This is a genomic window from Corynebacterium sp. MSK041, assembly GCF_030232265.1.
Taxonomy (GTDB): Bacteria; Actinomycetota; Actinomycetes; order Mycobacteriales; family Mycobacteriaceae; genus Corynebacterium.
On record NZ_JASPJK010000003.1, the window covers coordinates 93,365 to 115,498 of the forward strand.

Here is a 22,134-nt window from a genome sequence, read left to right on the forward strand (position 1 = left end):
CGTGGGTACGCCAAGCCCCTGACTGGGGCGCAGCAGGCTCTTACTGGAAACCTGCTGCAGCTGGCCTAGCTTGCACCGCCCGACCTACTCAGGCGGTGCCGGCTAGAGCCTGCCAGTTCTCACTGGCTAGATCCGCCTAGGTTTAGGCGTTCTTGCGGCGTGCTGCGAAAGCACCGCCACCCAGAAGTGCCAGACCAGCCAGGATCAGGGCTGCGACACCCATGCCACCGGTCTGTGGCAGCTCGAACTTCGGACGCTTCTTGTTCTCAACCTTGGCGGTGGAGCTGAAGGTCAGCTTGTTCTCGGTCTTCGGGTTCTGAGCATCTTTCTTAGTGACGCTCAGCTCACGCGGGGTGGTGTCCAGGGTGTAACCGGACGGAGCAGCGGTCTCCACGATGCAGAACTTGTTGGTTTCAACACCCGGGGTCACAGCCTTACCATCGACGAAGTCGGTGACGTGCAGGCCGTTGATGACAGCCTCGCCGCCAGTGACCTTGAAGTCCTTCTTGATCATGGTGCGGTTGTTGGTGTCAGTGCATGCGCTGGCAGCCGGCACGGAGTAGACGTCGAAGACTGCGCCGTCGAGCTTCTTCTCCTTGCCTTCTTCGTCCTTCTCGAACTTGATCACGCGAACAGCTGCGAAGTAGGACTCAACGCGGGTCTTCGGGGTCTCGAACGGCTCTTCCGGCTTGTCCTTGGAGCCCGGCTGGCCGGTGACCTTGGTCTTACCGGTGGTACGAGCGAAGTTGGTCACCTCGCCGTCCTCGATGCCCTCGCCTGCATTGTTCTGCTGGATCTTGCGGACCTCACCCTTGAGGGTAACAACGAGCTTGTCGCCACCCTTAAGGGAGTCAATGATGGCCTTATCGTTCACGGTCACGGTGCGGGTGGTGTCAGCAACGACCTTGCCGTTCTCAACGACCTCTTCAGTGCCGTTGGCGACGGTGTACTGGTTAGCGTTCAGAGCCTGACGGGTGCCGTCAGCGCGAACGATCTCAACCTTGTCGATGTTCAGGCCATTAACAAAGTCGCCGGCCTTGTAGATATCCACAGCACTGAGCTCGGTGAGCTTGCGGTTCGGCGGCAGGTACGGAACCGGGGAGGTAACGGAGTACTCAAGAACGTTGTTCTTCTCGGTGCCCTCGGTGCCATCCTGGATCGGGTTCTTGCCCTTGTCCTTGACTTCCTTGACAGCCTTCAGCTCAGTGTTCTTTGGGTAGACGTGGACAACGCGGTTCCACTTGTTGTCTGTCGTAGCCATCGGTGCGAAGACGATGAACGGAGCGGACGGGATGTAGGTTGCGCCGTTGGCGTCTGCCGGCGGCTCCTCAGTGACCAGGTAGGCACCTGCCGGGATGTTGTCGAACGCTGCAAGACCGCTAGCATCAGTGGTTTTGGTGCCGATGATCTCGCCCAAACGGTTTTCCGGGATGTCTGCGAGACCAGACTCGGTCTTCTGCAACTTAGCTGCTTCAGCGAAGTCAGCTTCCTTGCTCAGGTCGTAGTTCAGCTTGCGCAGGGTGAACTTTGCGCCCGCCAGCGGCTGACCATCAACGTTCTCCACTGCGGAGCCGTCCGGGTTCGGGTTACCGTGAGTCTTTGCGCCGACTTTCTTGTGGATCTTGATGCAGACCTTTGCCTTGTTGATGTCTGCGAGGCTCTGCGCGCTTGCGACCGGCGCAAAAACAGCGCCAGCGGAGCCGGAGAATGCGAGACCTGCTGCCAGGGCAATAGCAGCAGTCTTCTTAGTGAAGTTGGTTGCCATGTGTGTCTGCCTTTCAGAGACTGTTCTTTTAGGCCGCCAAGCTGCCTCAGCCGACGGCAAGGATGTTCCAAGGAATTTCCTCGAGTCGGGTGCGTTTTCCTTGCAGCACCCCAACCTGGATAGGTTCCCCGCACCCGCAGGGTGCGTTTCTCGCGAGGCCATGGTGGGGGCTGCGCAACTGCCAGCTTCCTCCATAAATTCTCGGAGCAACTTTGTATTGTAGGGCCAGAAAGGGCATTTTCCTAAGGGGAACTTAAGGAAAGGGGGGAGGGCAAGATTCAATCAAGCGACCGATTTTCGGCCCCTAAGGAGGATGTATAGGGTGAACATAACAAACTTTTATGCCCAATCAGCAATACGTAAGCGCTATACGAACTGGGCTTTCTCTTAGGTTCCAGATAATTTAAATACACCCAATTCTCATAATTCGGCCTCAGAATTCGAGGTTTTCTTAGCTTGAAAAATCGCCATAAACGGGGGTAGTTTGACACCTCCTGCGCCCCCTTTCCCACCGCTTGCCATAAGTCCATACACCTCCCGCTCACCGCGATAGTTACGATAGGTCCAGAACGAAGGCCAACTCACACGACAAGGAGCACCGCATGGCTATTGAAGTCACCATCGAAATCCCCAAGGGTTCCCGCAACAAGTACGAGCTCGATCACGAGACCGGCAAGGTCTACCTCGACCGTTACCTGTTCACCCCGATGGCATACCCGCTCGACTATGGCTTCATTGACCACACGCTTGCGGACGACGGCGACCCACTGGACGCCCTCGTCATCACCCCCGAGCCGGTCTTCCCAGGCGTCATTGTCAAGGCTCGTCCGCTCGGCGTTTTCAAGATGACCGACGAAGCCGGCGGCGACGACAAGTTGCTCTGCGTGCTTGACGACGTCCGCTTCGACCACTACCAGGACATCTCCGACGTCTCCGACTTCCTGAAAGACGAGATCGAGCACTTCTTCGTCCACTACAAGGACCTCGAGCCGAACAAGGAAGTCACTGGCTCCGGCTGGGGCGACAAGGCTGAGGCCGAGAAGATCCTCGAGGACTCCCTCAAGAACTACAAGGGCTAAACCGGGCTAAACCCTCCAGCTCAGCCCCCACAGCGCACAGGTCACCACCGACCTGTGCGCTTTGCTTTGTCCACCCCACATAGGACACCCGGATCCCACGCCCCCAGACTCGCTACTCCCTCACCGCCTCGGCAGGCACAACCCCGGTGAACTGCCACCCAACAACGGCATTCCGCACCTGCCCAGAACCGGAACCAGAACCAGCACCAGCCCCCTCCGGCTGAATAGCGCTAATGGTCAGCAACCTCCCCGGCATGGGCCCGGCTCCCCAGATGTCAGCGGACTGGGAGAGGCCTTCCTCTTCCGCCGAGTGGAAGTCAGTCGCTTGGTATTTCAGCCACTTGTCTCCAGAAGCTTCGGTCCGGAGGTACAGAGCATCATTCAGGCTCACTCCCGCTTCACCGGCGGAGTCAGACCACAGCTTAGAAAACACCGCCAGCCCATCGCCATCGGCTTGACCAGCAACAACCACAATGTCCTCCGCCGCGGATCCCGGGAGTTGGTATGGCTTGTTCTCCGCGGTAAAGATGCACGCCTCCGAGGAAGATTCCGGGTCCAGGACCCCGTGGTGGAAGCGGCAGGCCCCGTCTGAGAAGTTCGCGCGCACGCCGATCGCTGGGATGATGATCTCCACGGGACGGGACTTGTCTACTGACTCGCTGGCCTCAACACTCGCGGTCGGCGCTAAGGATTCGAAGAATTCCTGTCGGGCTTTCATTTCCCGGTCGTGCTCGCTGGGCACGCAGCAGCGGATGAACAGGAGCACCAGCAGGAGCATGAGGTAGAACGCGCCCCACCGGCGCCGTTTGTACACGCGCGCGGGTTGCGGTTTGAATCGCCGTTGCTCGGGTGGGGGCGCGATGTTCGCGCGGGGTCGCCGGGCTGGGGATCGCCGCCGCTCGTTGCGCACCCCAGACTGTCCAGACATACCGCAAACTTTACATCTAGACTGTCTCCATGCGTTCAGTACAGGTCACAGAAGTTCCCCAGGATGCTCAGCTTATCGACGTCCGCGAGCCCGACGAGTTCTCCCACATCCACGCCCTCGGCGCGGTCAACCTCCCGTTGTCCAACCTTGCGGCTTTGACGGACAAGATTGATTTCTCCCAGCCTGTGTACGTGATTTGTAAGGCCGGCGGGCGTTCCGCGGAGGCCCAGCAGTACCTCTCCACGCTCACCGAAAACCCTGTCATCAACGTTGAGGGTGGCACCCAAGCGTGGACCGAAGCGGGTCTCCCTTCCGAGTAACTCCCGCCGAGTGGCGGCGCCGATGGAAGGTCGAGCAGTACCAACCATAGGACTTCCCCACTACTGATAGATTAGGGCCATGTCCAAGAATCTCGACCTCCCCGCCGGGCTCATTCAGTCCCCTTCTTTCCAGATCGAACGGGTCCGTCGTGCCACGAAGGACGAGGTAGAGGCCGCGTTAGCCAAGCACAAGACGACGATGCGCGAGTTCTGGGTGCTCACGTGCACCCTCGAGCACGCCGCCAGCCAGAATCAGCTTTCAGAGCTCCTGAGTGTCGACGCCTCTGACATGGTCCGACTCATCGATTCCCTGGAGCGCCAAGGTTGGGTGGAGCGCAAGCGCGACCCGAAGGATCGCCGCCGCCAGCTTGTCACCCCCACGAAGAAGGGGCACAAGATTCACTCGGAGTTAGCCAAGCTCGTGGAGGCCGCTGAAGATCGCGCGCTTGACGACGCCACCACGAAGCAACTCAAGCACCTCCGCAAACTCTCCCGCACCATCATGCACTCTTCCGACCACCCCTAAAACACGAAAAGCGGCCCGTCCAATATTCGGCCCACATTCTGCCCATATTCGTCCCGCATTCTGCCTATCCTCGGCCTCTCTCCGGCCTCTCTCCGGCCTCTCTTCGGCCTATATATGGCAAATCAGCATGCGGACAAATCTGTCCGTCAGCAACCACGCAAGACTGTGACCTGCAAAGAACCTTGATTTCAAAGCGGACACACAGTGTGTCCACTCGGGATGACCCCATTCCCACTGGCCAGCTCATCGCAAGCGCTTAAACGGACACATTTGTCCACATCGCTCCCAGCCCACACACCCACGCTGCCACCAGCGCGCGAGAAAGCGCAACAAAAAGGCCACGCTTACGGGGCTAAGCGAATGATTCCTTGATCGAGGCAATCGTCTCCGGGTCGCCGAATGCACAAACACGCGCTACTTCCACGGCAGCCTCGACATCACCCTCCGCTGCCGCGAAGCCACAAGAAACAGCGTCGGCGCAAGAGAGACGCGCCCCGGTCATGAGCAGCATGCGGGAACGGGAACCCCCCAGAAGTGCTGTCATCGATTCGGCCAACTGGCGGTCCACCTTCACACCCATGCGCGCCACGGGGATGGCAAAGAAACTAGATGAACTGACCACGCGAATATCGCAGGCAGCAGCGAGCATCGCGCCTGCACCGATCGCAGGTCCATTGACGTAAGCGATCACTGCGATGGGAGTAGTGCGAATGAGATCAATCAGCTTCACCAATGCGGGATAAATATCCTCTGGATTCCCCTCCGAAAGGTCCGCACCGGCACTGAAGCACGAGCCAGCGCCAGTGAGAACAATGGCAGAGGGGTGGGAGGTGAGGGTGTGCTGGAAGGCACTAATAAGCGAGTTCAGCAATGAGCTGCTCAGCGCATTACGCTTCTCATCGCGATCGATCGTGAGCTGTGCGATGCCCTCTGCGGGCCAGGTGATGCGGATAGACACGTTATTAGCGTAAAACGCAGGCACAAATTGCGCATGAAAAAGGGCCAGATACACATGGCATCTGGCCCTCAAACCCTAGAAACTAGTCCCCGATCTGGTCGCGACCACGCTTCACAATCAACGGATCGGGTTCGCCGACCACGCTGTGGTCCTTGTTCGTGTACTCGAACTTAGACAGGATGTAGCGCATCGCGTTCAGGCGAGCGCGCTTCTTGTCATTGGACTTAATGGTGATCCACGGGGATTCATCCGTGTCCGTGTAGCGGAACTGCTCCTCCTTGGCACGGGTGTAGTCATCCCACTTGTCCAGGGAGGCAAGGTCCATCGGCGAGAGCTTCCACTGACGCACCGGGTCGACCTGGCGGATAGCAAAGCGGGTGCGCTGCTCCTTCTTGGTCACGGAGAACCAGAACTTGGTTAGGGAGATGCCGGAACCGAGGATCATGTTCTCCAGCATGGGCACCTCGCGCAGGAACTCTGCGTGCTGGGACTCGGTGCAGAAGCCCATGACGCGCTCCACGCCAGAGCGGTTGTACCAGGAGCGGTCGAAGAAGACGATCTCGCCACCGGCTGGGAAGTGCTCGATGTAGCGCTGGAAGTACCATGACGTGGACTCACGCGGTGACGGCTTCTCCAGCGCCACCGTGCGTGCACCACGCGGGTTGAGGTGCTCATTGAAGCGCTTGATGGTGCCACCCTTACCGGCAGCATCGCGGCCTTCAAAGATGATGATGTGGCGCTGGCCAGTGTCCTTGGTCCAGTTCTGCCACTTCAGTAGCTCAATTTGCAGCGCGCGCTTCGTCTTTTCGTATTCGTCGCGCGTCATGCGCTCGTCATACGGATAGTTCTCACGCCAGGTTTCAATCGGGGTGCCGTCCGCCTGCAGCAGCACCGGGTCATCTTCATCGGAATCGTCGACGTAGTAGCCCTCGGTCTGGGTGAGGTCGATCATCGGCATATCGTCATCGTTGGCCATGCCTACCAGTGTAGTCACCCATCGCTTCCCACGCCCCACTGCGGGAGTACGGATGCACTTTTCGCCTATCGCCACCACCTCCACCCCAACAAAAAATCCCGCCGCACGAAGCGACGGGATTCATGTGCTTGCTAGTGACCTAGCAGCGCTGGCTCCTACTACGGGAGGAGCTTCAGCAGCTTGACGAGGCCCTCAGCGGAATTAACCAGCGGCATGATGAACTTGAAGGTGGTCTCGATGATCTCGCCAAGACCGTCAGAGAACTTGGAAGAACCGTCAATGAACTTGGTGAAGTTTTCCATTTTTAACTCCTTGTGGATCGATTCGTGAAAGGTGAATTACTTACTTGGAAGAGGAGCCGGCGAACAGGTCCTTCAGGGTGCCAGCACCCTTAGCGAAGCCACCTTCACCCTGACCCGGCTTCTCCTGAACCCACTTCAGGTACTCATCCCACTGGCCGAAGAACTTGGTCAGGCCACCCAGGAAGTCGTTCCAACCCTTGTTGGTGTTGATGAAGTTCTCGAGGTGCCAGATGATGTCCTTGACATCCATGTTGTATCTCCTTACGAAAGTCACCGGTTTCTTTCACCGATGAGGGTTTCTGAGTGTCAGACACCCCGATCGGGCGTCACAGGAGCAATCCTGCCACAAAACACAGGACCCGCAAACGAAACTTTTAGTTTCCACAACGAACTTCCTCAAACTTAGACATCACTAAGAAGTTGAACATTGAATTAACAGGAGCCAGAAACATTTGCTGACCTGCACCTTTTCATGAGGGAAAATTAATGGAGAAAAAAGTACGTCACGGATGCGTAACGTCCGGCATCACTAAATCGATGTTGCATTTTCGCCCCTAATCTATTTCATTTTAATTTTCCTACTTCCCCAATACGGGGGTATTTTTGGGGGTGAGCAGGACGCAATCTCCCTGACACTAAGGAGGGACTGTAAGAAAACGCGAACGGTAGCACGCTAAGAAACGCCGAAACCGGCCACCGCGCGGGGATAAGTCAGTGCGCGGGGGCCGGTTCGTCGATAAGCAATAAGTGCTTACATCATGCCGCCCATGGCCTCCGGGTCCATGGCCGGGGCTGCGGGCTCCGGCTTCTGGGCCACGACTGCCTCAGTGGTGAGGAAGAGCGCGGCGATGGAGGCGGCGTTCTGGAGTGCGGAACGGGTGACCTTGGCCGGGTCGTTGATGCCGGCGGCCATCATGTCCACGTACTCACCGGTGGCGGCGTTAAGGCCCTGGCCGGTAGGCAGATTAGCTACCTTGTCGGCGACGACACCCGGCTCCAGGCCAGCGTTGAGGGCGATCTGCTTGAGCGGAGCGGTGATGGCTTCGCGGACAATCTTCACGCCGGTGGCCTCATCACCCTCGAGGCCGAGGTTGTCCTCCAGGGACTTGGCAGCCTGCAGGAGGGCGACGCCACCGCCGGCGACGATGCCCTCCTCAACAGCGGCCTTAGCGTTGCGGACAGCGTCCTCGATGCGCAGCTTGCGCTCCTTGAGCTCGACCTCGGTGGCAGCGCCAACCTTGATCACGGCGACACCGCCAGCGAGCTTGGCCAGGCGCTCCTGGAGCTTCTCGCGGTCATAATCCGAGTCAGAATTCTCAATCTCAGCGCGGATCTGCTTGACACGGCCCTCGATCTGAGCCTGGTCTCCAGCACCCTGGACGATGGTGGTGTCTTCCTTCGTGATCACAACCTTGCGTGCCTGGCCCAGCAGGGACAGGTCAGCGGTGTCCAGGCTCAGGCCGACCTCTTCAGAGATGACCTGGCCGCCAGTGAGGATCGCGATGTCCTGCAGCATTGCTTTACGACGATCACCAAAGCCCGGCGCCTTCACCGCCACAGACTTGAACGTGCCACGGATCTTGTTCACCACGAGGGTAGACAGAGCCTCACCCTCAACGTCCTCGGCGATGATCAGCAGCGGCTTGCCGGACTGCATGACCTGCTCCAGAACCTGCAGGAGGTCCTTGACGTTGGAGATCTTGCCGGAAACCAGCAGGATGTACGGGTCCTCCAGGACAGCCTCGCCACGCTCCATGTCGGTGGCGAAGTAAGCGGAGATGTAGCCCTTGTCAAAGCGCATACCCTCGGTGACCTCAAGGTCAACGCCGAAGGTGTTGGACTCCTCAACGGTAATGACGGACTCCTTGTTCACGGAGCCGTTGCCCACGGCGTACATTGCCTCGGCGATCTTCTTACCGATGTCCGGGTCGGACGCAGAAATACCCGCGGTGGAGGCGATCTCCTCCTCGGTCTCTACTTCCTTCGCGGTCTCCAGAAGAATCTGGGACACCTTGTCCGTTGCAGCCTGGATACCGCGCTTGATGCCCATCGGGTTCGAGCCAGCAGCCACGTTGCGCAGGCCCTCACGCACGAGAGCCTGGGCGAGGACGGTAGCGGTGGTGGTGCCGTCACCGGCAACATCATCAGTCTTCTTCGCTACCTCTTTAACAAGCTCCGCACCGATCTTCTCGTACGGATCTTCCAGCTCAATATCCTTAGCGATGGTCACACCATCGTTAGTGATCGCCGGCGCACCCCAGGACTTCTCCAGGACAACGTTGCGTCCCTTCGGCCCCAAGGTCACCTTCACAGCGTTGGCCAGGGTGTTCAGACCCTGCTCAAGGCTGCGGCGTGCTTCCTCATCGAATGCGATCATCTTTGCCATGTGAGTTTGTTGCTCCTCTTATATAGGAAAGGCGACGCCACTCTCACGTCTAAAAGGTCCAAGCAGGCGCCCGCGACGGCACGGATGGTGAGCGCTACCAACCTCACCCGCTCGAAATTGACTTTTTAGCACTCACTTGGCTGGAGTGCTAAAGCCTTTTTTAGCAGTCAACGGCCCCGAGTGCAAGGTAGGGCGCGAGACGCTGCTACTTCTCCGCCGCCACAGCTGCGGGCAGATCCTTCGCCGAGTGCGCGGTGCGCCTATAGATAAAGGCAACCGCGGCGATGAAGAGGATGACGCCGAGGGCGGTGGACCCGCGGGCACCGTCGAAAATCTCGAGCGGGCTCTCTCCCTGCGAGGCGGCGATAATGCCGGCGTTGACCACGCCGAAGAGGGACTCACCCACGATGAGGCCGGTGGCGCCGAGCGTGCCCATGCGGATCGCGGACTGCGGGTTGCGCTGGCCTGATGCCCAGCGGTTGTACAGGTAACCCAGCAGCGCGCCGACCGGCACCATCACGGTGACCGCGACCGGCAGGTACATGCCCATGCCCACGGCCAGCGGCGGCAGAGCGTACTTCTTCTTGGTAGTCACACCCAGGACCTCATCAATGATGATCACCACACCACCGATGGCCACGCCGAGGAAGATGAGGTTCCAGTCCAAGGAGTCGTCGAAAATGCCCGTTGCTACGGACGACATCAGGACCGCCTGTGGCGCCGCCAACGCATCCGCACCGGCACCCTCCATACCCTGGAAGCCGAACGCGGTGAGCATGAGCTGCAACACCGGCGGAATAACCACGGAACCGAAGATCACACCAATGACCAGGGCCACCTGCTGCTTCCACGGGGTGGCGCCGACGAGCTGGCCAGTCTTGAGGTCCTGCAGGTTGTCATTGGAAATGGTGGCGATGCCGAAGACAATCGCCGCCGTGAACAACGTGTAGGCCACCAGCGAGGACGCACTCGCATCCGTACCCGCCATGAACGCCGCAATGAGCAGCGCGGACGCAATCACAGCGATGATGCCCACCGAGGAAATCGGCGAGTTCGACGCACCAATGAGGCCAGCCATGTAACCACACACGGAAGCAATGACCAGACCCGCGATGAGAATGAACAGAACCGAAATAATGGTCAGGCTCACCGCATGCTCATGGATGTCCGTGCCCTGCTGGAAATCCCACAGCAAGAAACCAATAGGAAGCATGGACACCAAGATGATGCCCAGAACGATCGGGAACGGAATGTCCTGCTCCGTCACATCCACCTCCGTGCCGGCCGCGCGCTTGCGGGAGCTGGCCAGGGAGGCACTCACACCCTTGACCACCGGGCCGGCGATCTTGATCAGGGTCCACAGTGCGGCCACCGCCATCGTGCCCACGCCGATGAAACGGATCTCGGAGGAGAAGGTGGTGGTGACGATGTCGGCGAGGTCGGTAGCGGAGGCGTCGATAAGCATTGATGTACGCCATGGAAGCAGAACGAAGAAGGAAATGACCACACCCACGAGCATGGCGATACCCACCGTCATACCCACGAGGTGGCCCACACCGATAAGCGCGAGGGAGAGCGAGCCACCGAGCATCGTGGCCCCCGGGCCGAACTTGAACACGCCCGCGACTTCGCTCGCGGCCGCCTTCATTGCGGCGAGCAGACCGTACGCTGCGGAGACGAGGCCACCCACGACGATCGTGCGCAGGCCCTTCACATTCTCTTCATTGCTCGGATCCCCATCGCCCACGCGGAGTACCTCCGCCGCGGCGACACCCTCCGGATATGGCAGGTCCGATCCCGTGACCAGCGCGCGACGCAACGGCACCGAGAACATCACGCCCAAGATGCCGCCGAGTGCGCACACGAGTGTGGTCGTCCAAAACGGGAAGCCCTGCCAGTAACCGATCATGACCAGGCCCGGCAGAACGAAGATGATCGCGGACAGCGTGCCTGCTGCGGACGCAATCGTTTGCACAATGTTGTTTTCCTTCACATTGTGCCCAGCGAATTTGCGCAGCACCGCCATCGAAATGACCGCCGCCGGAATGGACGTAGCAAACGTCAGCCCCACCTTGAGGCCCAAGTACACATTGGCTGCAGTGAACACAAGCGTGATCAGGCCACCAATGATGATGCCACGCAGCGTCAGCTCGCGCAGTTGCGTCCGGTTGTCCATGTTGAGCCTTTCTTGGGATGCCTTCAGACTGGTGGGATGTTACTCCTGCCCTACTAAAGGTGGAAACCGGTAGAGCTAGAACTCCAGATCAAACCTGCCGCTCTTCCGGCGCAGCACCACCACGGACGTCGGCTGCGGGAGCTCAAAGCGGTAGAACTTCGCCTTCATCTGCTCAATAGCTGCCTCCTGCTGTTCTGGTGGCACATTGATCTTCGGCGCGTACAGGTTGATCCAATTGCCCTGGAATACCTGCTTCCTGATGCCGTTTCGCCGCCTCCCCGTCGAGTCATCCCACCTGGTCAGCAGCTCCTCCCCCGACCCCATGCGCACGAGCATCCGCGTGTGCATGGGCTCCGAGTTCCTACTGGACAGCGGGCGCCTAGTCACCGAAATATCCACCGCCACCACATGCCCGTACTCACGCTTCACCACTTTGTCGAAGTTTTTGCGCACCACGGGCCACACAATCGAGAGCGCGAAAAACCCGAACAGCACGAACACGAACTTGTTCTCGAGTAGGTCCGAGAACAGACGCGCGAACAGGTCCTGGAAATCCTCTAGCATCGCGGCCTCCTCTAGGTTGAGGTCCTTTTAAGTAGGCCCGATCCTAGCCACGCAACTGCCGTTTCGCTCCCCGGTGGTACGTTCAAAAACATGAGCACTTTTAGCCCGAACCGCGAACGGATCTTCAACGACCTGTCCGCACTCGTGTCCTTTAATTCCCCTCACTCAGTCCCTGAATTGGCTGATCAGCATGCAGCTGCCGCTGATTGGGTGGCCGCGGCGCTGGCGGAGAGGGGGTTGGAGGTGGAGAGGCACGCGACCGTCGATAAGGCTGACGCGATCATCGGCCGCCGGCATGTGAGCGACGACGCCCCCACCGTCCTCCTCTACTCCCACTACGACGTCGTGCCCGCCGGCGACCCCGTCGCATGGACCGCCGACCCCTTCACCCTCACCGAACGCGACGGCCGCTGGTACGGGCGCGGCGCCGCCGATTGCAAAGGCAACGTGGCCATGCACCTCGAGGCTTTGCGGCTTATCGACGCCACCGACGGCCCCACCGCCAACCTCATCGTCCTCGTCGAAGGCTCTGAGGAACTCGGCGGTGGTGGCCTGGAGAAGCTCATCCAGGAAAAGCCCTCACTGTTCGAAGCTGACGTCATCCTCATCGCCGACTCCGGCAACGTCGCCGTAGGCACCCCCACCCTGACCACCGCCCTGCGCGGCGGCGCCCAACTCAAAGTCACCGTGGAGACCCTGCGCGGCGCCATCCACTCCGGCACCTTCGGCGGCCCCGCTCCCGACCCGGTCGCCGCCCTGATCCGCACCCTCGATTCGCTTCGCGACGCCTCCGGCCACACCACCATCGACGGCCTCTCCGACGCCCTCACCGCCACCTGGCCTGGTCAGCCCTACGACGCGGAAGCCTTCCGCGCCGACGCCGGTGTCCTCGATGGGGTGTCCCTGCTGGGTGGGGTGGAGTCGGGTGCTGCTGGCGCTGCTTCGGCTGGTGTTGCTTCGGCTGGTGTTGCTTCGGCTGGTGCTCCTGGTGTTGCCGACCTCGTGTGGGCCCGCCCCGCCGTCACCATCATCGGCTTCACCTCCACCCCAGTCAGCGAGGCCGTCAACGCCATCGTTCCCCGCGCCGAAGCCCAGCTCAACCTGCGCGTTCCCGCCGGCATGGACCCCGCTGCTGCCGCCGAGGCCCTGAAGCAGCACCTCATCGCCCACACCCCGTGGGGCGCCAAGGTGTCCGTAGAGATCTTCGACATCAACAACGGCTTTGCCACCGACCCCTCCCAACCAGCTATCGCCCTACTCGGCGAATGCCTGCAGGAGGCCTACCAAGAAACCGCCGGCTCTGACCCCACCGTCACCGCCCCGACTGACCTGGTCACTGTCGGTTCCGGTGGCTCCATCCCGCTCACCGCGACCCTGCAGGAGCACTTCCCCAACGCCGCGATTGCCATGTACGGCGTGGAGGACAACCAGGCCGGCATCCACTCGGTCGACGAGTCCGTCCACCCCTACGAGATCGAACGCATCGCCGTCGCGGAGGCCAAGTTCCTACAGCGCGTGGCGTCGCTGTAGGGCTAGGGCGGGGCCCTTTCCCACTTCCAGCAAACCCCGAACTCTAGAACCCGAACCTCGTCGCTTTTTGGCCAGTATTCGGGTTCTAAGGTTCGGGGTTTGGGTTTTCTAGGGAGAATCAACGCTTGCATACCGAGTACCGCCTCGCCCAAGCTCTGCTAACGTCCCCCTAAGAGCGCTCGGGGGAGCGCAACCATAAGGGGACCACAGGGGGGACCAATGAAGAATATTGAGCTGCGCGACTTACTCCTGCCGCGCGGGCAGGCCCAGCACCAGGAATGCGTGAAACTCTCAGCTACAAAATTCATCGCAGCCGAGGACTGGAACCAGCTCAAGCGCTACCAGCAGAATTATCTCAGGTGTTATGCGATTGCGACAGCCTCACACAAAGCGATCCTTGTCGGACGTTCCGCCGCCCAGTTCCTCGAGCACTGGGTTCTCCCACTGCAGGACGAGGTCGTCGAACTTGCCCACACCTCGGGCAAGCCACCTTCCATGCAGAAGTGGCCACCTAGCACCATGTTCCACCACATGATCATCCCGGACATGGACTACAACACGTTTCAGGCCAGCGACGGCACCGGCTCTAGCATCGTGCGGGCAACGACGGTGGAAAGGACGATCGTCGATATCGCTCGTCTGCATGGTCTGCGCCACGGCGTTGCGGCGCTGGACAGTTGGCTGGAGGGCGAAGCACCGATCAACGTGCAGGTAAAACAGAATCAGATCGCAGCAACTATCGCGCGGTTGACCGGCAAGAAGGGCATCGCGGTGGCACGGGAGGCGCTCGCGATGAGTATTTCACTGTCGGAGTCACCCTATGAATCGCTCTTCCGCATCATCCTCACCGAGCACGGCATCACGACACAGCCGCAGATGCGGATCGGGCACCGCGTGCGCGTTGATCTGCTGTGGGATCAGCTCGTCATTGAGATCGACGGCGCGATGAAGTTCGAGGACCTCCCCCACGAAACGGTGATGAAACAGCTCCGCCGCGAAAACTGGCTGCGCGAGCAGGGCTACGAGGTCATCCGCCTGTTCCCCGCCGATATCCTCCGCGATGAGGATGACTGTGTCCAGCGCGTCATCACTGCTTATCGACGCTCCCAGAACCGCGGCCCCATCCTCACCCCCGCCCGGCCAAGCCGGACCCTCTAAAGGTCAGACCGACTCCATGCCTGTATCCCCCCGCCACTTTCCCCCTCCCGCCCCCTCTTACCCCTTGCCACCCCCTCTCGTCGCCCCTTGCCCAGCCAAACCCCGAACTCTAGAGCCCGAACTTCGGCCAAAAAGCAGTGATGTTCGGGTTCTAAAGTTCGGGTTTTGCGTGATTGGGGGTTGGGCGGTGATGCTGGGTGGAGCTAGGCGGAACTGGGTGACGCAGCACGGGCGCAGGACGGACGCTGTGCAGGATGCAATGCAGAGCGAGCCCACCATCAAGGCGTTCCACATAGTGGGATCGGAGGTAGATTTTTTGAGACAGCACCAAGGGGTCTGAGCTGCGACAATGTCAAAAATGGACGAAATAGTCAGAAAAAGTTGCCCCCAGTGTGTTGCGCATCACCAGACGGGTGGGCTACTGTCACAGACATGCAAAAGCAGATTCTTCTACGAGCCCTAGCGCCGCTAGCGCTAGCGGTGGTAATTAAGGCCACCGACCCCAACGCGGAGTAACCGACTCCCTGCGGTGTGGGGTAGTGGTCCTTAGCCACCCAGTACTAGCGAGTCGGTACACCCCCAACACAAACCGCAAACGTAGAAGGACATACTCGTGTCTTACACCGAGACTCAGACTCAGACCCAGCAGACCACCCAGACTCGCTTCGAGGGATTCACCTCCACCCCGACACCGCAGCAGGACACCCAGCAGCGTGAGGCTCTGGATCCGTTCCAGCTGCGCTACGAGACGTCGCGTCGTTTGCCGCGCGAGCTGCGTGAAGAGGCCATGGGCATGTCCTGGTCTCTGTTCACTGCCACCTACGCGCCGACGCCGACGGTTAAGTTCTCCGACATCACCGCTACCCGCGAGAACTGGTGCTACACCACTTACGCTGCGGATGTCACCCGCACATCCAAGACCTTGCCGCCGCAGACGGAGCACCGTGAGGTCACGGCTTCTGGCCCGGCGCACGCTTTTGCGGCGATGTTGGCGGAGGAGGATCGTTACGTTGAGATCCTCGAGTTCCACCAGTTTGAGATCTTTGAGGCGAAGTTCACCGCCATCAAGGTCGCTCACCAGATCAACGAGCGCAACACCGCTTGGGCTGTCGGTTTTGGTACGACCAGCGAGATCTCCATTGCCTCCGCAATGGCCTCTGGTGCGCAGCGCATCTACGGCTAGACCAGAAGCTAAGCCAAAAGCTAAGCCAACCCTTTGTTGCCACGACACCATCGGGTAAAAATCTGTAGACTGTCTGAAGTTGGCCGCGCCTTCATGACGCGCCTTTTGATTTGGTTTCACGTGTTTCCCAAGTTGGCAGGGTGTGTTTGTTAGCTGCTGCATCCTTAACCGATTGATCGATCTTCTCGGGAGGGCCGTGACACCGTGATCACCCTGCTCATCGCGCTCATTGCCGCAACTGCGGCGGCGCCAGTCCTGGTTCGTACGCTAGGCAGGCCCGCTTTTGGTTTGTTGGCTCTGGTGCCGGCGGCGGGGTTTTTCTGGTTGGTGTACCACTTCACGGCGGGGACATTCCACAACGGGGGCGAGATCCTGGCCACGTATCCGTGGATGCCGGGGATGCACCTGAATATTGAGTTCCGGCTCGACGCGTTCGCGGGGCTGTTCGGCCTGATCATCCTGGGTATCGGCGCGCTAGTGTTGCTGTATTGCTGGGGCTATTTTGATTCGAATCCGCGGCGGTTGAGTATCTTCGCGGCGGAGCTCACCATGTTTGCCACGGTGATGTACGGGCTGGTGATCTCGGACAACATCTTGATGATGTACATCTTCTGGGAGATCACCTCCGTGCTCTCCTTCCTGCTGGTGTCGTATTACGGGGAGCGTGCGTCCTCACGAAGGGCGGCGACGCAGGCACTGCTGGTCACCACGTTTGGCGGGTTGGCCATGCTGGTGGGCATCATCCTGTTTGGCACCCAGACGAATGTGTGGAAGTTCTCGGAGATCCCCGGTCTGACCAACCTGGCGGACATCCCGGGAATCACCGCGGCGGTGATGCTCATCCTGCTCGGCGCACTCACTAAATCGGCGCAGGCACCGTTCCACTTCTGGTTGCCCGGCGCGATGGCGGCACCGACACCGGTGTCCGCCTACCTGCACTCCGCTGCCATGGTGAAGGCCGGTGTGTATGTGGTGGGAAGGTTGGCGCCGGATTTTTCGTCGATAAGCGTGTGGCATGTGGTTGTGCTTCCGGCGGGCGTGTTCACGATGCTGCTGGGTGGCTGGATGGCGCTGAAGCAGCGCGATCTGAAGCTGATTCTGGCGTATGGCACGGTGTCGCAGCTCGGGTTTATGACTGCGGTGGTGGGCATTGGCTCGCGCGAGGCGATGCTCGCGGGGCTGGCGCTCGTGTTTGCGCACTCGCTGTTTAAGGCGGCGCTGTTCATGATCGTCGGTGCGATCGACCACACAGCCGGCACGCGCGACATCCGCGAACTCTCCGGGCTTGGGCGCAAGGAACCACTGGTTGCGGTACTGGCCACGCTCGCGGCGGCGTCAATGGCGGGCATCCCGCCGCTGTGGGGCTTCGTGGCCAAAGAAGCCGTGCTCGAGACGACGATGCACGAGGAACTGCTGGTGGGCATGCCGCGCAATGTGCTGCTCGTCGGTTTCGTCGCGGGCTCGATCCTCACGATGACGTACTCGCTGTACTTCCTGTGGGGCGCCTTCGCGCGCAAGCACGACAAAGACGTATGCATCGAGCTTTTCGACGGCACCTCCCCCGCCGTCGCCACCATGAAACCCATCAACTTCCTGCAGTGGGCTCCACCAGGCCTGCTGGTGCTGCTGACCATTGTGTTCGGTCTGGTTCCCAAGCCCCTGTCGGCGATTTTCAACCAGTATCTGCACGTGCGTTTCCCGCAGGGCGAGCACCAGGATCTGGCGCTGTGGCACGGCATTACTGTCCCGCTGGCGCTAAGCGCGGTGATCATTGCTACCGGTGCGCTGATGTTCTGGCAGCGTGAGCTGCTGAACAAGATGCAGTTTGAGCGTCCGGCACTGGGCGATGCGGATGAGCTCTGGGACAATATGTTGCGGGTACTGCGACAAGCGAGCCTTCGCTTGACCGCTTCGACGCAGCGCGGTTCTTTGACCATCAACCTGGCCGTGATTTTCAGTGTGCTGTTAGTGGTGCCGCTGACGTCACTGGTGTTTGGGGATTCCGCGGATGTTCACATGAAGCTGTGGGACAACCCCTGGCAGGGCATGACGGTGCTGGTGCTGATCAGTTGTGCGGTGGCGGCGACGATCATTCGGAATCGTTTGTCCATGGTCATCCTGGTGGGTCTGACCGGCTACGGCTCCGCCGTCATCTTCGCCTTCCATGGCGCGCCGGATCTGGCACTTACGCAGGTGCTGGTGGAAACACTTGTGATGGTGGTGTTCATGCTGGTACTGCGCAAGCTGCCCACCGAGGTGGATGTCCGTGATGCCGACAACCGCCTGCGCGCGTGGCTGGCCGTGGGCACTGGTTTCTCCGTTGTGGTGGTGGCTATCGCGGCGATGTCCGCGCGCATTGCCGAGCCGATCTCCCGGTTCATGCCGGATCTAGCCTACGACATCGGCCACGGCCGCAACACCGTGAACGTGCTACTGGTGGACTTGCGTGCCGCGGATACTCTCGGCGAGATTTCCGTTCTGGTCATCGCCGCGACTGGCGTGGCCAGCCTGATTTACCGCACTGAATCCTTCACTCGTGACTCGCGCCGCCCGACGTTGTCCACCCACCGCCCGCGCTGGCTCGCCGCCGGCGTGGAAGGCGAGAAGGCACAGAACCGCTCCATCATGGTGGATGTGGTCACCCGCCTGCTCTTCCCGGCGATGGTGTTGCTGTCTGCTTACTTCTTCTTCTCCGGCCACAACGCACCGGGCGGCGGTTTCGCCGGCGGCTTGGTCATGGGCCTTGCGCTGACGTTGCGCTACCTCGCCGGTGGTCGGGAGGAGCTCGAAGAGGCGCTGCCGGTGGATCCGTCGAAACTGCTCGGCGCGGGCCTCCTGCTCTCCGGCCTAGCAGCGGTGATCCCGATGTTCCTCGGCTACCCACCGTTGACCAGCGGGTACATCGAGCCGGTGTTGCCGCTTATCGGCGCAGTCACCATCCCGTCAGCCCTGCTTTTCGACGCTGGCGTGTACACCATCGTCGTCGGCACCACCATGCACACCTTGACTTCCCTTGGCGCACAAATCGACCGTGAGGAAGAGGAACGCAAGGAACGCGCACGCGATCGTGCCCGCGCGCTGCAGCAGAAGAATGAGGAGCGCCGACGGGCACGCGAAGCGGCCAAGTCTGCAAAGGCCGCTCAGACCCCTGTGTCCCCGATCAACTCTGAGGAGGCGAAGTAATGGAAGCGAATCTGTTCCTCCTCATCGCATCTGGTGTGCTGATTGCCGCCGGCGTGTACCTGATGTTGGACCGGGCGATGACGCGCATGCTGCTTGGCGTCATGCTCATTGGTAATGGCGCGAACCTCCTCCTGCTGCAGGCCGGCGGGGAGGCTGGAGCACCGCCGATTGTGAACCGCGATTCCGCAGCCGCTGAGCAATCCGCAGACGCTTTGGCCCAGGGCATGATCCTCACCGCGATTGTGATCTCCATGGCGCTGGTGTCCTTCATCCTGGCGCTGATGTACAGGCAGTACCGCTACCGCACGGACGATGTGATTGAGCACGACGCGGAGGACCAGGCCATTGCGGCCCGCCCCGCCACCCCGGCAGCGGCACCGGATGCGGACGCGTCGGATGACCCAGAGACCGGCCGTATGAGTAGTAGTGGTGATGCCTTTGGTCCCCGCTCCTTTGAGAGCCCAGTGAAGGAGGTCGACGATGAATAGCGCGGTGAACGCTCCCACGCTTTTTGAGCAGTACGTTGACTTCCTGCTCCCCTACATGCCGTACCTGATTCCCCTGCCGGTGCTCATCCCTGCGTTGGCAGCCGGGCTGATCTTGTTGGCTGGTGGCCACCGTGGACTGCAGCGCAATATCGCGTTCATCACCTTCTTGGTGCTGGCCGGTGTCGCCGCGTCCATGATTTTGGTGGCGGATATCTCCGGCATTCAAACACTGCAGATGGGTGGCTGGGACGCCCCCATTGGCATCACGTTTGTGGCGGACCGGCTCTCCGGCATCATGCTGTTTGTGTCCGCCATCGTGCTGTTTTGCGTGATGTGGTTTGCCATCAGCCAGGGTATCCGGGACGGCAATGAGAATGACCCGGTTGAGGTGTTCCTGCCGGTGTACATGCTGCTGTCCATGGGCGTGAACTTGTCCTTCCTAGCGGGCGACTTGTTCAACCTGTATGTGGGCTTTGAGATCTTCCTGGTTGCCTCCTACATCCTGCTCACCATGGGTGCCTCGCCCCAGCGTGTGCGCGCGGGCATCAGCTACGTGATGGTGTCCATGGCGTCGTCGATGGTCTTCCTGTTTGCCCTCGGCCTGGTGTACGCCTCCGTGGGCACGGTGAACATGGCGCAGGCGGGCATCCGGTTTGAGGACATCCCGGATGGCACCCGCACCGCGATCTTTGCCACTTTGCTCGTGGCCTTTGGCATCAAGGCGGCGGTGTTCCCGCTGGATGCGTGGCTGCCGGACTCCTACCCCACCGCCGCATCCCTGGTCACCGCTGTGTTCGCGGGCTTGCTCACCAAGGTCGGTGTGTACTCCATCATCCGGGTGAAGATGACTATGTTCCCGGATGGCTCCTTAAGCACCCTCCTCATGTGGGTCGCGCTGGCCACCATGGTCATCGGTGTGATGGGCGCGCTTGCCCAAAACGACATCAAACGTCTGCTGTCCTTCACCCTGGTCAGCCACATCGGTTACATGATCTTCGGTGTCGCCTTGGGCACCCCGCACGGTTTGAGTGGCGCGATCTTCTACGCGGTCCACCACATTCTGGTGCAAACCTCCCTGTTCCTCGTGGTCAGCCTTATCGAACGTCAGATGGGCTCCTCCCAGCTGCGCCGCCTCGGTTCACTGCTGTACACCGCGCCCGTGATCGCGTTGTTGTACATGATCCCGGCTCTCAACTTGGGCGGTATCCCGCCGTTCTCTGGCTTCATCGGCAAGGTCCTGCTCATCCAGGCCGGTGCTGAAGAAGGTTCGTGGCTGTCCTGGGTGCTCATCATCGGCGCTGTGGTTACCTCGCTGCTCACGCTGTACGCGATGATGATCGTGTGGTCCAAAGCCTTCGTTCGCGACCGCAAAGACGCCCCCGAAGGCAATGTCGTCTCCGTCCGCGTTAGCCCACTCGGGGACATCTCGGACACAGTCTCGCTGGAAGATAGCCAGGACGCCGGTCGCGTGCCCGCCGGAATGCTTGCCTCCACCGCCACGCTCGTCGCGGCATCCGTGGCCATCACGTTCCTCGCCGGCCCCATCGCCGCGATCACCGGCCGCGCCGCGGACTCCTCCTTCGACACCAACCTCTACCGCACCGCGGTTCTAGGCACGGACTGGTCGAACCCCTCCCGGACGCTCGATCAAGGATCGCTTAACGACGACTCCGATGCCCTCCCCAACCGCCGCCACCACATCGAGGAACCGAGTGCCGGCGTGACCACCGTTCCGGTACCGACGCCGGCCGAGAAGACGACCGGAGAGGAGGCCTCCCGATGAGCCCCACTCGATTCACCCCCAAACGCCGCTTTGGCCGTAACCTCGCTGACCGCTTCCGTCCGTGGTTCATCGTCTGGCTCACAGCCATGTGGATCCTGCTCATGGGCGAGCTCACCTGGGCTAACGCCGTGGCGGGTCTGCTGCTGGGCACCGCCATCACGATGCTGCTGCCCCTGCCCAAGCTGCCCACCAGTGGTATCCGGGTGGATTTACCCAAGCTGTTTGTTTTTGTCATCCGCTGGGTCGGGCAGCTCATCGTCGCTGCCATCAATGTCTCCTGGCTGGCCATTCGCCCTGCGGACCCACCCCGCAGCGCCATCTTCAAGGTTCCCATGCGCCTGGATTCAGAGCTGGCACTGTACTTTGCCACCTGCGCGTATAACCTCCAGCCCGGTGGGTGTGTGACGGATATTGATCTGGCTAATCGCACCTGGACCATTCACGTGTTGTCGGCGGGGACGCAAGATGACGTCGAAAAGGCATTGGCTGATGTGCAGAAACTGGAACGCTCAATGATCGAGATTTTTGAGAAGCGAAAGGGCCCCAAACATGGATGACGCGATTTATAACACCGTGCTCGCCTTCGCGGCGATCCTCCTCGTGGCTGGGTTTTTTGTCACCACGTGGCGCCTGATCATCGGGCCGAACTCGCTGGACCGCGTCATTGCGATGGACGGCATCGTCGCCTCCATCCAATGCGCCCTGGCCACCTACATCTGTTGGACGCTAGACACCACCGTGGTCAACGCCATGTTCGTGGTAGCCATGCTGGGCTTCATCGGCTCCCTGTCCGTCGCCCGCTTCCGTAAGAGGGACGGTGCACTGTAAC

General features: G+C 60.5%; 20 protein-coding genes. 11 read left to right on the plus strand and 9 right to left on the minus strand.

Going from position 1 to position 22,134, the window contains the following annotated elements:
- Positions 1 to 142: 142 nt before the first annotated feature.
- Complete coding sequence (locus tag QP968_RS04385; RefSeq protein ID WP_284855195.1) at positions 143 to 1,765, minus strand: SpaH/EbpB family LPXTG-anchored major pilin; 1,623 nt, start codon at positions 1,763 to 1,765, stop codon at positions 143 to 145.
- 602 nt (positions 1,766 to 2,367) lie between these two features.
- Between QP968_RS04385 and QP968_RS04390 the strand changes: the two genes are divergently transcribed.
- Positions 2,368 to 2,844 carry an inorganic diphosphatase gene (locus tag QP968_RS04390; RefSeq protein ID WP_284855196.1) on the plus strand — a complete coding sequence of 159 codons (477 nt, stop codon included), beginning with the start codon at positions 2,368 to 2,370 and terminating at the stop codon, positions 2,842 to 2,844.
- 112 nt (positions 2,845 to 2,956) lie between these two features.
- Here QP968_RS04390 and QP968_RS04395 read toward each other — a convergent pair whose 3' ends face one another.
- Positions 2,957 to 3,772, minus strand: coding sequence for a hypothetical protein (locus tag QP968_RS04395; protein ID WP_284855197.1), 816 nt, complete (start codon positions 3,770 to 3,772; stop codon positions 2,957 to 2,959).
- A 29-nt stretch (positions 3,773 to 3,801) separates the two neighbouring features.
- Between QP968_RS04395 and QP968_RS04400 the strand changes: the two genes are divergently transcribed.
- Positions 3,802 to 4,092, plus strand: coding sequence for a rhodanese-like domain-containing protein (locus QP968_RS04400; protein ID WP_284855198.1), 291 nt, complete (start codon positions 3,802 to 3,804; stop codon positions 4,090 to 4,092).
- 79 nt (positions 4,093 to 4,171) lie between these two features.
- On the plus strand, positions 4,172 to 4,618 hold the full coding sequence (locus QP968_RS04405; RefSeq protein ID WP_284855199.1) for a MarR family winged helix-turn-helix transcriptional regulator: 447 nt from the start codon (positions 4,172 to 4,174) through the stop codon (positions 4,616 to 4,618).
- A gap of 352 nt (positions 4,619 to 4,970) precedes the next feature.
- Here QP968_RS04405 and QP968_RS04410 read toward each other — a convergent pair whose 3' ends face one another.
- The 7 genes from QP968_RS04410 to QP968_RS04440 form a co-directional block, all read right to left on the minus strand.
- Positions 4,971 to 5,576 carry an enoyl-CoA hydratase-related protein gene (locus QP968_RS04410; protein ID WP_284855200.1) on the minus strand — a complete coding sequence of 202 codons (606 nt, stop codon included), beginning with the start codon at positions 5,574 to 5,576 and terminating at the stop codon, positions 4,971 to 4,973.
- Positions 5,577 to 5,658: 82 nt separating this feature from the next.
- Complete coding sequence (ppk2, locus tag QP968_RS04415) at positions 5,659 to 6,552, minus strand: polyphosphate kinase 2 (RefSeq protein WP_034662138.1); 894 nt, start codon at positions 6,550 to 6,552, stop codon at positions 5,659 to 5,661.
- 158 nt (positions 6,553 to 6,710) lie between these two features.
- Positions 6,711 to 6,854: a hypothetical protein gene (locus QP968_RS04420; protein WP_284855201.1), complete on the minus strand. Its 144-nt coding sequence runs from the start codon at positions 6,852 to 6,854 to the stop codon at positions 6,711 to 6,713.
- Between the two features lie 40 nt (positions 6,855 to 6,894).
- The gene (locus QP968_RS04425) at positions 6,895 to 7,104 is read right to left on the minus strand and encodes a hypothetical protein (RefSeq protein ID WP_284855202.1); all 210 of its coding nucleotides are present in this window, start codon (positions 7,102 to 7,104) and stop codon (positions 6,895 to 6,897) included.
- Between the two features lie 501 nt (positions 7,105 to 7,605).
- Entirely contained in the window at positions 7,606 to 9,240 is a 1,635-nt protein-coding gene (groL, locus tag QP968_RS04430; RefSeq protein ID WP_269965974.1) for a chaperonin GroEL, read from the minus strand.
- Positions 9,241 to 9,445: 205 nt separating this feature from the next.
- Positions 9,446 to 11,416, minus strand: a complete 1,971-nt coding sequence (locus tag QP968_RS04435) for an OPT family oligopeptide transporter (RefSeq protein WP_284855203.1) — start codon at positions 11,414 to 11,416, stop codon at positions 9,446 to 9,448.
- A gap of 75 nt (positions 11,417 to 11,491) precedes the next feature.
- The gene (locus QP968_RS04440; protein WP_284855204.1) at positions 11,492 to 11,980 is read right to left on the minus strand and encodes a hypothetical protein; all 489 of its coding nucleotides are present in this window, start codon (positions 11,978 to 11,980) and stop codon (positions 11,492 to 11,494) included.
- A 90-nt stretch (positions 11,981 to 12,070) separates the two neighbouring features.
- Between QP968_RS04440 and QP968_RS04445 the strand changes: the two genes are divergently transcribed.
- From QP968_RS04445 to QP968_RS04480, 8 genes are all read left to right on the plus strand, one after another.
- Positions 12,071 to 13,510: a M20/M25/M40 family metallo-hydrolase gene (locus QP968_RS04445; RefSeq protein WP_284855205.1), complete on the plus strand. Its 1,440-nt coding sequence runs from the start codon at positions 12,071 to 12,073 to the stop codon at positions 13,508 to 13,510.
- A 219-nt stretch (positions 13,511 to 13,729) separates the two neighbouring features.
- On the plus strand, positions 13,730 to 14,668 hold the full coding sequence (locus QP968_RS04450; protein WP_284855206.1) for an endonuclease domain-containing protein: 939 nt from the start codon (positions 13,730 to 13,732) through the stop codon (positions 14,666 to 14,668).
- Between the two features lie 613 nt (positions 14,669 to 15,281).
- A complete protein-coding gene (locus tag QP968_RS04455) occupies positions 15,282 to 15,851 on the plus strand; it encodes an acetyl-CoA acetyltransferase (RefSeq protein WP_284855207.1) in 570 nt (189 codons plus the stop codon).
- Between the two features lie 204 nt (positions 15,852 to 16,055).
- The gene (locus tag QP968_RS04460; protein WP_284855208.1) at positions 16,056 to 19,034 is read left to right on the plus strand and encodes a Na+/H+ antiporter subunit A; all 2,979 of its coding nucleotides are present in this window, start codon (positions 16,056 to 16,058) and stop codon (positions 19,032 to 19,034) included.
- On the plus strand, positions 19,034 to 19,522 hold the full coding sequence (locus tag QP968_RS04465; protein ID WP_284855209.1) for a Na(+)/H(+) antiporter subunit C: 489 nt from the start codon (positions 19,034 to 19,036) through the stop codon (positions 19,520 to 19,522). Before QP968_RS04460 ends, QP968_RS04465 begins: the two co-directional genes overlap by 1 nt.
- Positions 19,515 to 21,305 (plus strand): Na+/H+ antiporter subunit D, encoded by a 1,791-nt coding sequence (locus QP968_RS04470; protein WP_284855210.1) that lies wholly within the window; start codon positions 19,515 to 19,517, stop codon positions 21,303 to 21,305. Before QP968_RS04465 ends, QP968_RS04470 begins: the two co-directional genes overlap by 8 nt.
- Complete coding sequence (locus QP968_RS04475; protein ID WP_284855211.1) at positions 21,302 to 21,862, plus strand: Na+/H+ antiporter subunit E; 561 nt, start codon at positions 21,302 to 21,304, stop codon at positions 21,860 to 21,862. Before QP968_RS04470 ends, QP968_RS04475 begins: the two co-directional genes overlap by 4 nt.
- Positions 21,855 to 22,133: a monovalent cation/H+ antiporter complex subunit F gene (locus QP968_RS04480; RefSeq protein ID WP_284855212.1), complete on the plus strand. Its 279-nt coding sequence runs from the start codon at positions 21,855 to 21,857 to the stop codon at positions 22,131 to 22,133. Before QP968_RS04475 ends, QP968_RS04480 begins: the two co-directional genes overlap by 8 nt.
- The last annotated feature ends 1 nt before the right edge of the window (position 22,134 follow it).